Origin of the sequence: Aquicoccus porphyridii (assembly GCF_008369105.1) — a bacterium.
GTDB classification, from domain to species: Bacteria; Pseudomonadota; Alphaproteobacteria; order Rhodobacterales; family Rhodobacteraceae; genus Aquicoccus; species Aquicoccus porphyridii.
In genome coordinates, this window is record NZ_VINQ01000006.1 from 100,341 (window position 1) to 112,766 (window position 12,426).

The window sequence follows — 12,426 nt, forward strand, 5'->3', positions numbered from 1 at the left end:
GTTGCATCATAATTCCTTAAGCCGGGGCTGTAAACTCATGCATGCAAGATAATGCCAATCTTAACTTGCTGATTTACAAGTATTTCCTATTTTTCCTCACAAAACCGGCAACAGATTATGCGCATTATAATGCACACCTCCGAATCGCTACCCTCCTGCCCGTTGCGCAGGGCCGCCGCCGCCGCGCGCATCTCCGCGCCGTGAACACCCATCACCGGCCCCGCGATTTCACCGCACAACGTCTCGACCTGACCGGCCAGCCGCGCCGCCGCACCCGGCCGCCCCATCCTGAGCTTCAAGGCCCCGTTGGCCAGTTGGATCACCGCCTGCGCCATCCGCCGCTCGGCCGAATTGGGCGGCAGCGCCATCCAGACCGGCTCGATCACCTCATGCGCCTCCCAGAAATATCCCTGCGTCAGGAACCAAAGCCCCCCGCGCCACGCCTCCGACCGGGCCAGCGCATCGGCGCTCATCCCCGGTCGCGCCGTCGCGCGCAGATGATCGAACGCCCCCTCGGGATGCCGCGCGCCCTGCCCCGGCACATAGGCCCGATCCGGCAGCGCGATATCCATCACGGCCTTCACCTTGCAACCCGCCGGGACAGGAAATCCCCGACCGCCGCCAGCACCGCCCCGGGTTGGTCGAACTGCGGCGCATGCCCGCAATCGGGCAGGATCAGCCGCTCCACCGGCACATTCGCCCGCGCCTCGATCTCCTCGATCTGGGCCAGCGTGCCATATTCATCCCCCTCACCCTGGATCGCCAGCACCGGAACCCCGATGCCGTCGATCGCAGCGGCCACGTTCCATTCCCGAAACCCCTCGGCCAGCCACGCATCGTTCCAGCCACGAAAGGCATTGTCCGGGTCACGGTGATATTTCGCCATCCGCTGGCGCAACCCACCCGCATCATACGCGCGCTTCGCCTCGGCAATCGCGGCAAGGCCCACCGGCTCGGTAAAGAAATGCGGCGCCATCAGGATCACCCCCCGCACCCGCGCATCCCGCACCTGCCCCGCGTGGATCGCCGCAATCGTCGCCCCGTCGCTATGCCCCATCAGAACGACCTGCTCGGCCCCCACCGCATTCAGTACGCCCGGCACCACCTCTCGCGCCTCGCGCGTCATGTAATCCAGCGGCCAGGGCAGCGGCCTGGAGTCCGATTGCCCATATCCCGCCCGCGAATAGGCAAAGACCCCCATGCCCGTGGCCGCCGCCAACCGCTCGGGAAAATCCCGCCACAACGCGACACAGCCCAGCCCCTCGTGCAACAACACGATCACTGGCCCATCACCCGGCGCGGGCCCCACCATCCGGTATTCCAGCCGCCGACCATCGACCTCGACGAACCCGGTGCCTTCTGCCCCGGCACGCGCCATCACGCCCCCTTGCGCAGCTTGAACCGCTGGATCTTGCCGGTCGGCGTTTTGGGCAATTCGTCCACCACCTCGACCCAGCGGGGATATTTCCACTTGCCGATCCGCTCTTTCACAAAATCCTTGAGGTCCGACAGAACCGCCTCGTCCGCCCCGCCCTTGAGCACGACAAACGCCTTGGGCTTTTCCAGTTCCTCCTCGTCGCGCCATGCCACCACCGCCGCCTCCAGAACACCGGGATGCGACATCAGCGCCTGCTCCACCTCGAACGGGCTGACCCAGATGCCCGAGACCTTGAACATGTCATCGGTGCGGCCACAGTAAATGAAACGCCCCGCCTCGGTGCGCTCGTACTTGTCACCGGTGCGGGTCCATTCGCCCTCGAAGGTCGCCCGGCTCTTGCCGCGCTGGTTCCAGTATCCTTCCGCCGCCGAGGCCCCCCGCACCAGAAGCTCGCCAACCTCGCCCGGGCCGACTTCCTCGCCGGTCTCATCGACCAGCCGCACATCGTAGCCCGGCACCGCCGTCCCCGAGGTGCCGTATTCGATATCCCCCGGCTTGTTCGACAGGAAGATATGCAGCATCTCGGTCGATCCCACACCATCCATGATGTCGGTCCCGCACAGTGCCTTCCACTTCCGCCCGATCTCGGACGGCAACGCCTCGCCTGCGGAAATCGAGGTCCGCAACGGCGCGTCGGGGCATGTCCCGTCCGACTCCCAATGATGCAACAACGCGGCATAGAGCGTCGGCACCCCGCAAAATACCGTGGGCCGTTCGTTTTTCAGGATATCGGAGACGGTTTCGGGCGTCGGTCGCCCATTGAACAGAATCGTCGTCGCGCCCACCGACATCGGGAATGTCATCGCATTGCCCAACCCGTAGGCGAAAAAGATCTTCGCCGCCGAGAACACCACATCGTCTTCGCGGATCTGCAAGACCTGCGCGCCATAGCTGTCCGATGTGGCCCTGAGCGCCCCATGCACGTGCTTGACCCCCTTGGGCCGCCCGGTCGATCCGCTGGAATAGAGCCAGAAAGCAATCTCGTCCTCGCTCGCCACCACCGGCGGCACCGGCTCCGCGCCCGCCATGAATGTTTCGAAGGATGTCGTGCCCGCGGGCGCATCGCCCCCCACCACGACCACATCGCGGATGAACGGGTTACGGGACAGGGCGGGCTTGATCGTCTCGTAAAGTTCGGCCGACACGAACAGCGCCGAGGCGCGACTGTCATGAAAGATCTCGTCATAGACCGAAGCCGCCAGCAACGTGTTGAGTGGGATCGGCACCACCCCCGCCCGGATCGCCCCCCAGAACGCCACGGGCAGATCATTGGTATCGAGCATCAGGAGCAGGATACGCTCCTCGCGCCGAATTTCCGCCCGGGCCAGCGCCCCGGCAAACCGCGCGCTCTGATCCGCAAGCTGACCATAGTTCATCTCGCGCCGCGCACCCGCCGCCTCGCGGAACGCGGGCTTCTCGGCCCGCCCCTCTGCAAGATGACGCTCAACGAAATAGATTGCCGCATTCTGGTTGTCAGACATCCGGTTTCCTCCCTGTCCTGCCGACCGCTCTTCCCGCCCCCTCCCGGGCGGCGTCGCGTCACCGCGACTCGCGCTTATGCTATATAATGCACACCACCCCGATGCATGCAAGATAATGCGCAAGCTAATTGGACGCCCACGCCACGCCCAATGGTCGACCTAACGCACGCTCACATGGAGATTTCGCCCAAACGCCAAAACAGGCTCTTCTAGAATCGCGATGACTTCATTAACCAAAGCGAACCGGAGGAGTGGCAGAGTGGTCGAATGCACCGGTCTTGAAAACCGGCGTGGGTTCACGCCCACCGTGGGTTCGAATCCCACCTCCTCCGCCACCTGCCATTGATTTTATTGGTAAAATTATATCAATACTCGCCATTCCCCACATAGGAAAAGCGATTGGGCAAGGATGGCAATGGGGGCTATTACCAAAGGTGTGCTAGTTGTTCACTCCCGACATCGCGCGGGAGCGAGATCTCGACCCTCTCCCCAGGGAAGCTGGAGCGCAGCCCATGGGGGCACCGCAGATCGGTGCGAACGCGGGTCAAGGTGACAGGCTGACGTAAAAGCGCCGCGACAGCGGGACACGATTGAAACGACAGTTCCCAAAGCGATCATACCTGCATCTTCACATCCGGGCGGAACTGCGCCGCGATGGTGAAAAAGAGATCGATCAACACATTGCGCTCATCGGCAAGCGCAAACACCACCTCGTCCACGCGCGAACGAAATTCCGGAACTTTGATCCGGTGCACGGTATCCGAACGATAGGTTCCAAAGCGCCACATGAACCCGACCCCGATTCCCAGCGCGACCGCCTCGTAGACCGCATCGCGCGTGTCCGCCGTCAGCCGTGGCTGTGGGGCGAACCCGGCCTGGCGGAACGCACGGTCGACGATCTTCTGAGTTGACGAGCCGGGAGAGCGGAACACCAGTTGGCTGGCGGCCAGACGCTCCAGAGTGACTTCGTGCTGGTCGGCCATCGGATTATCGGGCGACACGATCGCGACCACTTCCTGCGACAGGACGGGTGCGCGCCGAAACCGGGTGTCGGCGGGCAGGTCGGGCAGCACGGCGACATCGACCTCGCGTCGTGACACGGCGGCCATGATATCCTGATGCGAACCGCTTTCGACGGTGACGGTCAGGCTTGGATGCTGGGCCAGCACCTGTCCGACGATGGCAATGCCCGGCATCGAGTTTCCCAACCCCACCCGCAGCCTATGCTGACCCGTGGGCCCGCGCCGCGCCAGCACCCGGACGGCATCGCGTTCGGCCTCCTGCATGCGGTTGCCGATATCGCAAAGCTCGAGGCAGGTTGGCGTCGGGCGCATCACCCCGCGCACACGGTCGAAGAGGTGAATTTCATACACCCGCTCCAGATCGCGGATCTGCTGGGCGACGGCAGAGTGAGAGACGCCGATTCGACGCGCCGCAGCGGAATAGGACCCTTCCTCCGCAACCGCCGTAAGGGCGCGCAAACGGGAAAGTGAGAGGCCCGAGGCCGCTTCTGAAACCGATGCTTTCATACACTGCAACATACACTTCCAAACGTAACGGCACGGTTACAGTCGGGGCTCATATCCACCGCAACGCCCGGCACGCTGCCGGCCCCTGATACGCACATACCGGCGCCAAGGAGGGCGCTGCCGGGGCATTGCCCCGAACGGAGAGACCTTGGCATGACCGATCCCGTCCGCCTGCGACATTTTCTCGATGGACCCTGGCCGCGCCGGGCCGCCATCCTGGCCGATCTGGACGGCTGCCTGATTTCCGGCGACACGGTCCTGCCGGATGTGTCGGAGTTGTTCGATCGGTGCGCCGACCGGCTGTGGATCGTCTCGAACAATTCCACGGACACCGCGCAAACCCTGTCCGATCGCCTGACCCGATTGGGCCTGCACCTTTTGCCGGACCGCATCGTTCTGGCCGGAGAGATGACCCTGCGCTCGCTTCAGGCGGTGCGCCCCGGCGCCCGGCTTGCGCTCTACGCCGAGCCTCCCCTGCGGGCGCTGGCCGATGGCCTGGGCTTCGTGTGCGACCGCGCGCATCCTGAAATGGTGATCCTGGCGCGCGACCGGGCGCTTTGCTTTGCCGACATTGCCCGCATCGCCGCGCTGGCCCATGCCGGTGTGCCCGTGACCCTGACCAATCCCGACCCCAGCCATCCGGGGGCCGACGGCACGCCGCAGCCCGAGACCGGCGCGCTTTGGGCCGCGGTGGCCGCCATCCTGCCCCGGGCAAAACCCCTGAGTCTCGGCAAGCCCGCGCCCGACCTGCTGCGCGAGGCCCTGCGGCGTGCCAACGCCACACCGGGGGCCGCCGTGTTCATCGGCGACACGCCCGAGACCGACGGTGTAGCGGCGGCCGCCGCGGGGGTGGAATTCGTGCAACTGGCCCGCCCGGGCGACGCTTGCGTCCTGTCCTTGAAAACCGGAGCCTGCTGATGCTGAGCTATGCCCTGCGCACCCTGACACGGATGGCGATCACCTTTTTCGTGATCGTCACCGTGGTGTTCTTCGCAACCCGCCTGTCGGGCAATGCGGTGGATTTCGTGGTCGGCGACGGGATAACCAGCGAAGACCGAGAATTGCTGATTTCCTACTACGAACTCGATCGGCCGCTCTTCACCCAGTATCTGGCCTTCCTGAAGTCCTTCACCGACGGGCAGTTCGGCCTGTCCTTCATCGAACGTCGCCCGGTCTCGGACATCGTGCTGGAGCGCATCTGGCCCTCCGCCCAACTCTTGCTTGCGGCGATGACGCTGACCCTTCTGGTATCGATCCCGCTGGGCATCGTCGCCGCGATCTGGCGCGACAGCTGGATTGGCAGCGCGGTGATGATGGTGGCCTTTCTCGGCTACGCGGTGCCGAATTTCGTGCTGGCCGTCCTGATGATGCTGATCTTCTCCTACTGGCTGAACTGGCTTCCCGTGGTGGGCAACGGCACGGCGCTGCATTTCATCATGCCGACCATTGCCATGGCGGGTGTCCTGATTGCCGCGCTCACCCGGTTTACCCGCAACGCCATGCTCGATGTCCTGGGACAGGATTTCATGCGCACCGCGCGGGCCAAGGGCCTGTCGGAAGGCCACGTCATCATCAAGCACGGATTGCGGAACGCCGGTATCACCATCCTGTCGGTGATCGGGTTGCAGGTCGCCGGGATAGCGGCCGCCGGATCGGTGGTGATCGAGGCGATCTTCTCCTGGCCCGGCATCGGTGACCTGCTGGTCAGCGCGGCGGTGCGCAGAGACTACCCCGTGCTGCAATTCGGCGTTCTGACCGTAGCACTCGCCGTCATCGTGATCAACGCGCTCGTCGACCTTGCCTATGCCTGGGCCGATCCGCGGTTGCGCCACACAGTGAAAGGGGGAAACTGACAATGACCCATTCCATCGCTGTTCCCGCCACGTCGTTGCCTGCCACCGCCTATCGGCTCTGGCGCGGCGCCGATCCGATCCGCAAGGTCGCAATCCTGATCGGGGTGATGCTGGTCGTCCTGGCCATCTTCGCTCCGCTGATCGCGCCCTTCGATCCCAATGCGCAAAGCCTGATCTCGCGCCTGCGCCCACCGCTGGGATTTGAGCGCGCCAAGGAAGGCTATCTTCTGGGCACCGACGAGCTCGGCCGCGATGTCTTGTCTCGAAGCCTTCACGGTCTGCAACTGACGCTGATGCTGGCGGGGCTCGGCGCCACGCTGGGGCTCCTCTTCGGTGGCACGCTCGGCCTGCTCGCGGGGGTTGTGGGCGGGCGGACCGAGGCAACGGTCATGGCCGCCGTCGACACCCAGATCGCGGTGCCCTTCACCTTGGTCGCCCTGTTCCTGCTCGCCATCCTCGGCAGTTCCATCGAGGTTATCGTACTGGTGCTCGGCCTCGCCGGCTGGGAACAATATGCCCGCATCGTGCGCGGCGAGGTGCGGCGGCTCATGAACATGCCCTTCATCGAGGCCGCCCGCGCGGCCGGAGCCGGTCCACTGCGGATCGCACGGCATCATCTTTTGCCGAATATCGTCTCGCCGCTCGTGGTGCAGTTCACCCTGTCGCTCTCGAATATCGTTCTTCTGGAAAGCACGCTCTCCTTCCTCGGCCTGGGCGTGCAGCCCCCGACCGCAACCCTCGGTGCCATGGTCGGCATCGGGCGCGACTACATGCCCAGCGCGCCCTGGATCGTCGTGGCGCCGGCGATGATGATCCTCTTCATCACCTTCGCAGTGCAGATCCTCGGCGACTGGCTGCGCGACGGCGCTGACGTGAAGTTGCGCGCTCGATGACCCGATCCAGCGAAATACCAATAACAGAGGACCGGAAAGGTTCCGCCCTTCACCCGATCAATCCAGCACCACGGAGAAAACCAATGCTGAGACTGCTGCTATCAACCGCCCTTGCCGCCGGGCTTTCCACCGGCCTTGCCGCGCAGGAAATCACCGTCGGCGCCGCCAACGTGTCGGACTATCTCGACCCGGGCCGCGATCATTCCAATGTCGGTTCGCAATTCTACTACAACAGCTTCGACACCCTCATCGGCAAGAACCACGACAAGCTGGATGCCGAATGGCAGCCGGCGCTCGCCACCGAATGGACTCTGGTCGAGCCAAAGGTGATGGAGCTGAAACTGCGCGAGGGCGTCGTCTTTCACAATGGCGAACCGATGACCGCCGATGACGTCGTATTCTCGCTCAACCGCATGTATCAGGCCGATTTTCCGCCCTACGTGGTTCGCTCGCGCGACCGGTTGAGCAACTTCGTCAAGGCCGAAAAGGTCGATGATTTCACGGTGCGGATCAGCGTCGAGAAGGAAGAGCCGCTTTGGGAAACGCTGCTGAACCTGCAACAGGTCATGATCATCCCCGAGGAATATACCAAGGGCCTGACCGGTGATCCGCAGGTCGCCGAACATGACGATTTCGAAGCCTTCTCGCTGGCCCCCGTCGGCACCGGTCCCTACCGCGTCGCCGAATTCATCCCCGGCGAGCGCGTGGTCTATGAACGCTTCGACGACTTCTGGGGCGAAACGGCGCCGCTGGCCCGGGCCACCGTTCGGCAGGTCCCCGAGACCGCGTCGCGCGTGACCGCCCTGAAAACCGGCGAGGCCGACATCGTCACCAATATCGCCCCTGATCAACTGGCGATGATCGAGACCGACCCGAACCTGCGCACCGTGGGCAGCGCGACGCCGCTGTTCCACGTCATGATCATGAACGTGAACCACCCCGAACTGCGCGATCCGCGCATCCGTCAGGCGATGAGCCTTGCGATTGATCGCGACCTGCTGAACGAGGCGCTGTGGCTGGGCAAGGCGGTGGTTCCGTCGACCCACACGCTCGAGGAATTCGGCGAGCTCTACATGCCAGAGCTGACCACCTTCGAATACGACCCCGAGCGCGCCCGCGCGCTGTTGGAAGAGGCCGGGTATGACGGGGCGGAAATCGTCTATACCAGCTTCCCCACCTATTACACCAACGGCCTGCTGGCGGCTCAGGCCATCACCGAGATGTGGCAAGAGGTGGGCATCAACGCCAAGGTCGACGTGCAGGACAAATGGACCGGCGGCGACCCCGAGATGATGGCGCGCAACTGGTCGAACCCGATGTATTTCTCCGATCCGTTCGGTTCATTCGGGGTAATGTGGGCGCCCCATGGCCCGTCCGAGGGCGAAGGCCGCTTCAACACCGACGCCGAGTATGCGGACATCTGGGAGCGCTTCCGCTTTTCCTCGGACACAAAGGCCCGCAAGGTCGCCTATGCCGAGTTGATGGACCGCATCAAGCAGGACCCCCCGGTGCTGCCGCTCTACCGCCCCTATGAAAGCTGGGCGATGCGCAAGGACGTCAACTGGTCACCCAAGCCCGGCCACATCCCCTATGTACTCGACTTCCGCGCCGGTTCGATCTCCTTCGCATCGAACTGAGCAATCCCGGCCCGCCCCGCACATCCGGGGCGGGCCGACCCCCCGGACTTCTTTCAGGAAAGACCCCGCCATGACACTGCGCCTCGCCATCGTCGCCGATATTCACCACGGCCAGCCCTCCGCCACCAAGCGCGGCGATACCGCCCTGGGGTTGATGGAAGAATTCGCCCGCTATGTTCACGATGCCGCTGTGACCCATGTCCTCGACCTGGGTGACCGGATCTCGGACGCCGACCAAGACACGGATCTTCGCCTTCAGACCGAGGTGGCCGAAGCGTTCCGCGCGGTGGACAAACCGATCTGGCACCTCAACGGCAACCACGACCGCGATCATCTGAGCGTCGCGCAGAACGAGGAGATCCTCGGACAAGGCCTCGGCCATGAAACCCACGATATCGACGGCTGGCGCATCGCGCTGTGGCGCGCCGACAGCCGGATCTATCGCGGCGCCGACCATTCCGGTTTCGTCCTGCGCGAGGCCGACCTGCTGTGGCTGTCGCGCACCGCACAGGCCGCCGACCGCCCGCTTCTCGTGGTCAGTCACGTGCCGCTCTCGGGGCACTCGCAGATCGGGAACTACTACTTCCAGAACAATCCGGGTCACGCCACCTATCCGATGGCCGAGCGCGCCCGCGCCGCCCTTGCCCAGGCCCGGGTGCCGGTCGTCTGCCTGGCTGGTCATGTGCACTGGAACACGGTGAACACGGTGGACGGAATCCCGCACCTGACCCAGCAATCGCTGACCGAGAGCTTTACCAATGGCGGCGAGCCGGCCGGCGCCATGGGGGTGATCGAACTTGGCGACACCATCCATTGGCAGGTCGCCGGCGAAGACCCCTTCCGCGCCGAGCTTCACCCCACCGCCCAGCGCTGGACCCCCGCGCTGCCCGAATTTCACGCCCATCCCGAGCTGCGTGCCCGCCACTCGCAATCCAAAGGGTAAGCCATGACCCGTTCCCCGCTCCTGACGCTCGAAAACCTGAGCCTGAGTTTCGGCTCGCACAATGCGGTTCGTGATCTCTCCTTCGATATCGCAAGGGGGGAAACGCTGGCGCTGGTGGGCGAATCCGGGTCCGGCAAATCCGCCACCGCGCTGGCGATCCTGCGCCTGATCGAGCGCGAGGGCGGGCGCATCGACGGCGGGCGGATCGTATTGCACGGCACCCCCACACTGGAGCTTTCGACACTGAGCGACCGGCAGATGCAACAGGTGCGCGGAAACCGTGTTTCGATGATCTTTCAGGAACCGATGACCGCGCTCAACCCGGTGATGCCGCTGGGCGAACAGGTTGCCGAGGTCATGCGGCTGCATCAGGGGCTGGGCACCGACGCGGCCCGGCTTGCCGCGCGCGACGCGCTCGCCCGTGTGAAGATACCCGAGCCCGACCGCCGCCTCGACCAGTTCCCGCATGAGCTGTCGGGCGGCCTGCGCCAGCGGGTGATGATCGCGATGGCGCTGGCCTGTCGACCCGACCTGCTGATCGCCGATGAACCCACCACCGCGCTCGACGTCACCACCCAGGCCGAGATTCTGGCCCTGATGCGGCAGTTGCAGGACGAGATCGGAATGGCGGTTCTGTTCATCACCCATGACATGGGCGTGGTGGCCAGCCTCGCCGAGCGCGTCGTCGTGCTGAAGTCAGGCATGAAGGTCGAGGAAGGCGGCGTCGAGGACGTGTTTCTCCGCCCACGCGCAGCCTATACCCGGACGCTCATGGCGGCGACCCCGAAGCTGGGCAGCGGCGCGCCCAAGCCGCTGCGCAGCGCAAAGGCGCCGGTGCTCGCGGTCGAAAACCTCGCGGTGCGCTTTGCGGTGCGGCGCGGACTGCGGCGCGGCGCGGACCTTGACTATCATGCTGTCAACGACGTCTCGTTCTCCATCGCGCCGGGCGAGACACTGGGGCTGGTTGGCGAATCCGGTTGCGGTAAATCCACCCTGGCCCGCGCGGTGATGCGGCTCATCGCGCCAAGCGGTGGACGGATTCGGCTTGAAGGGCAGGACATCACGCATCTTGGCGGTGCCGAGATGCAATCCCTGCGCCAGCGTGTCCAGATGGTGTTCCAGGATCCGTTCGCCAGTCTCAACCCGCGCATGCCCGTCGTCGATCTGATCACCGAGCCGGCCCATATCCATGCCCGCCTGTCGCGCCGCGCCCGCCGGGCCCTTGCCGCAGAACTCCTGGAAAAAGTCGGTCTCGAACCCGACGCGGCCGATCGTTTCCCGCATCAGTTCTCCGGCGGGCAGCGTCAGCGGCTCTGTATCGCCCGTGCGCTCTCGGTGCGTCCCGCCCTCATCCTGGCCGATGAGGCTGTCTCGGCGCTCGACGTGTCGGTCGCGCGCCAGATCACCGACCTGATGGGCCGGTTGCAGGCCGAGGACGGGGTGTCCTTCCTGTTCATTTCCCACGACATCGCGGTGGTCGAGCGCGTCAGCCACCGGATCGCCGTCATGTGGGCCGGGCAGATCGTCGAGACGGGCCGCACCGAGGATGTGCTGCACAACCCGCAGCACCCCTATACGCAACGCCTTCTCTCGGCCATTCCCGTGCCGGACCCCTCCCGCCGCAAGGGTCTGCAACCCGAGCTCGCCGCCCCGACGCCCCCCGGATTGCTGTTGCCGACAGGACAGCAGCCGCCCGAGGCAGTCATGGTTCGGGTGGCCGAGGACCATTTCGTCGCGGCTCAGGACGGGATAGAATCCCTGTTGTTGGCAATACCGCCCCAATTGCCGCAAGCAAAGGAACACGACGACGTCAGCGCCCCGGCGGTTCGTGAAACTCAGCATTGTTGAAACTGATGATTCCGTGCGCGGGATGCCTCCGGGCGGGCGCGCCGGCCGATATGTCGGCGATTGCCTCTGACCGTAACGCGGAATATCCCTGATCTGGCTCCGGTCCCGGCGAGTTTCAGGCCCGCGACTGGCGGCGCCGCACCAACGGCATGGCGACGCGCCGCCACCATCATTCCCGGCGCCACCGATTTCTCTTGCTATATGCTTCGCTATCCCTCATAGGGGTCGTCGCAAATGTTATTCTTTTTCGACCCACTGTCTCCCTTCACACGGCGTTCAGTCACTCGATCCAGACCGACTACGCCGGGTTGCCGCAATAATGTGGGCAACAATATTTATGGAGACTACGGATATGGCCAATGGCACCGTAAAATGGTTCAACGCAACTAAAGGCTTCGGCTTCATCGCACCCGAAACGGGCGGCAAGGATGTTTTCATCCACATCAGCGCGCTTGAGCGTTCGGGCCTCACCAGCCTCGCAGACGATCAGAAAGTGACGTTTGACGTCGAAGCCGGCCGTGATGGCCGCGAATCGGCGACCAACATCTCGCTGGCCTGACGCCTTTCCCCGATCACTCGGGACGACATGATCGAACGCGGCCCCTCGTGGGCCGCGTTTTGCGTTTGGCATGCACGTGAGGGACCGCGCGCATCCTTCACGAAGGCTTTACCCCGCGCGCCGCGTTAACCACCTGTGGCCCCCCGATAGGCCGTTTCCCCCGGCAGCCGGGCAGCAGCCGGATGGTGCACGCAGGTCACCCCCCTGATTCGGCCATGGCCACGGGGCTTTAACGATTTCGTGCG

General features: G+C 64.5%; 11 protein-coding genes and 1 tRNA gene. 8 read left to right on the forward strand and 4 right to left on the reverse strand.

Annotated features, from left to right (window positions below; all coding sequences use genetic code 11):
• Positions 1 to 86: 86 nt before the first annotated feature.
• From FLO80_RS10200 to FLO80_RS10210, 3 genes are read right to left on the reverse strand one after another with little or no spacing between them, the layout of a single operon-like run.
• Complete coding sequence (locus FLO80_RS10200) at positions 87 to 572, reverse strand: DUF309 domain-containing protein (protein ID WP_146611058.1); 486 nt, start codon at positions 570 to 572, stop codon at positions 87 to 89.
• An 8-nt stretch (positions 573 to 580) separates the two neighbouring features.
• Positions 581 to 1,378, reverse strand: coding sequence for an alpha/beta fold hydrolase (locus tag FLO80_RS10205; RefSeq protein ID WP_111368006.1), 798 nt, complete (start codon positions 1,376 to 1,378; stop codon positions 581 to 583).
• On the reverse strand, positions 1,378 to 2,919 hold the full coding sequence (locus tag FLO80_RS10210) for a benzoate-CoA ligase family protein (RefSeq protein ID WP_111368009.1): 1,542 nt from the start codon (positions 2,917 to 2,919) through the stop codon (positions 1,378 to 1,380). The genes FLO80_RS10205 and FLO80_RS10210 overlap by 1 nt, the downstream gene beginning before the upstream one ends.
• Before the next feature lie 245 nt (positions 2,920 to 3,164).
• Here FLO80_RS10210 and FLO80_RS10215 point away from each other — a divergent pair.
• A tRNA-Ser gene (locus FLO80_RS10215) sits at positions 3,165 to 3,254 on the forward strand.
• A gap of 279 nt (positions 3,255 to 3,533) precedes the next feature.
• On the opposite strand, the gene FLO80_RS10220 is transcribed toward FLO80_RS10215, so the two are convergent.
• A complete protein-coding gene (locus tag FLO80_RS10220) occupies positions 3,534 to 4,448 on the reverse strand; it encodes a LysR family transcriptional regulator (RefSeq protein ID WP_111368012.1) in 915 nt (304 codons plus the stop codon).
• 153 nt (positions 4,449 to 4,601) lie between these two features.
• Between FLO80_RS10220 and FLO80_RS10225 the strand changes: the two genes are divergently transcribed.
• The 7 genes from FLO80_RS10225 to FLO80_RS10255 all read left to right on the forward strand — a co-directional run bounded on the left by FLO80_RS10225 (position 4,602) and on the right by FLO80_RS10255 (position 12,181).
• Complete coding sequence (locus FLO80_RS10225) at positions 4,602 to 5,366, forward strand: HAD-IIA family hydrolase (RefSeq protein ID WP_111368014.1); 765 nt, start codon at positions 4,602 to 4,604, stop codon at positions 5,364 to 5,366.
• Entirely contained in the window at positions 5,366 to 6,301 is a 936-nt protein-coding gene (locus FLO80_RS10230) for an ABC transporter permease (protein ID WP_111368016.1), read from the forward strand. The genes FLO80_RS10225 and FLO80_RS10230 overlap by 1 nt, the downstream gene beginning before the upstream one ends.
• A gap of 2 nt (positions 6,302 to 6,303) precedes the next feature.
• Complete coding sequence (locus FLO80_RS10235; protein WP_111368018.1) at positions 6,304 to 7,194, forward strand: ABC transporter permease; 891 nt, start codon at positions 6,304 to 6,306, stop codon at positions 7,192 to 7,194.
• 83 nt (positions 7,195 to 7,277) lie between these two features.
• A complete protein-coding gene (locus FLO80_RS10240; RefSeq protein WP_111368021.1) occupies positions 7,278 to 8,831 on the forward strand; it encodes an ABC transporter substrate-binding protein in 1,554 nt (517 codons plus the stop codon).
• A gap of 70 nt (positions 8,832 to 8,901) precedes the next feature.
• Positions 8,902 to 9,774 carry a metallophosphoesterase family protein gene (locus FLO80_RS10245; RefSeq protein WP_111368023.1) on the forward strand — a complete coding sequence of 291 codons (873 nt, stop codon included), beginning with the start codon at positions 8,902 to 8,904 and terminating at the stop codon, positions 9,772 to 9,774.
• A 3-nt stretch (positions 9,775 to 9,777) separates the two neighbouring features.
• Positions 9,778 to 11,622 carry an ABC transporter ATP-binding protein gene (locus FLO80_RS10250; protein ID WP_111368029.1) on the forward strand — a complete coding sequence of 615 codons (1,845 nt, stop codon included), beginning with the start codon at positions 9,778 to 9,780 and terminating at the stop codon, positions 11,620 to 11,622.
• Between the two features lie 352 nt (positions 11,623 to 11,974).
• Complete coding sequence (locus FLO80_RS10255) at positions 11,975 to 12,181, forward strand: cold-shock protein (protein ID WP_111368031.1); 207 nt, start codon at positions 11,975 to 11,977, stop codon at positions 12,179 to 12,181.
• The last annotated feature ends 245 nt before the right edge of the window (positions 12,182 to 12,426 follow it).

Bases quoted from the DNA above. Each gene is read 5' to 3' on its own strand.
- FLO80_RS10255 (WP_111368031.1), top strand. From the start codon at position 11,975: ATGGCCAATGGCACCGTAAAATGGTTCAACGCAACTAAAGGCTTCGGC.
- FLO80_RS10240 (WP_111368021.1), top strand. From the start codon at position 7,278: ATGCTGAGACTGCTGCTATCAACCGCCCTTGCCGCCGGGCTTTCCACC.
- FLO80_RS10210 (WP_111368009.1), bottom strand. From the start codon at position 2,919: ATGTCTGACAACCAGAATGCGGCAATCTATTTCGTTGAGCGTCATCTT.
- FLO80_RS10220 (WP_111368012.1), bottom strand. From the start codon at position 4,448: ATGAAAGCATCGGTTTCAGAAGCGGCCTCGGGCCTCTCACTTTCCCGT.
- FLO80_RS10235 (WP_111368018.1), top strand. From the start codon at position 6,304: ATGACCCATTCCATCGCTGTTCCCGCCACGTCGTTGCCTGCCACCGCC.
- FLO80_RS10250 (WP_111368029.1), top strand. From the start codon at position 9,778: ATGACCCGTTCCCCGCTCCTGACGCTCGAAAACCTGAGCCTGAGTTTC.
- FLO80_RS10245 (WP_111368023.1), top strand. From the start codon at position 8,902: ATGACACTGCGCCTCGCCATCGTCGCCGATATTCACCACGGCCAGCCC.
- FLO80_RS10225 (WP_111368014.1), top strand. From the start codon at position 4,602: ATGACCGATCCCGTCCGCCTGCGACATTTTCTCGATGGACCCTGGCCG.
- FLO80_RS10230 (WP_111368016.1), top strand. From the start codon at position 5,366: ATGCTGAGCTATGCCCTGCGCACCCTGACACGGATGGCGATCACCTTT.
- FLO80_RS10205 (WP_111368006.1), bottom strand. From the start codon at position 1,378: ATGGCGCGTGCCGGGGCAGAAGGCACCGGGTTCGTCGAGGTCGATGGT.
- FLO80_RS10200 (WP_146611058.1), bottom strand. From the start codon at position 572: ATGGATATCGCGCTGCCGGATCGGGCCTATGTGCCGGGGCAGGGCGCG.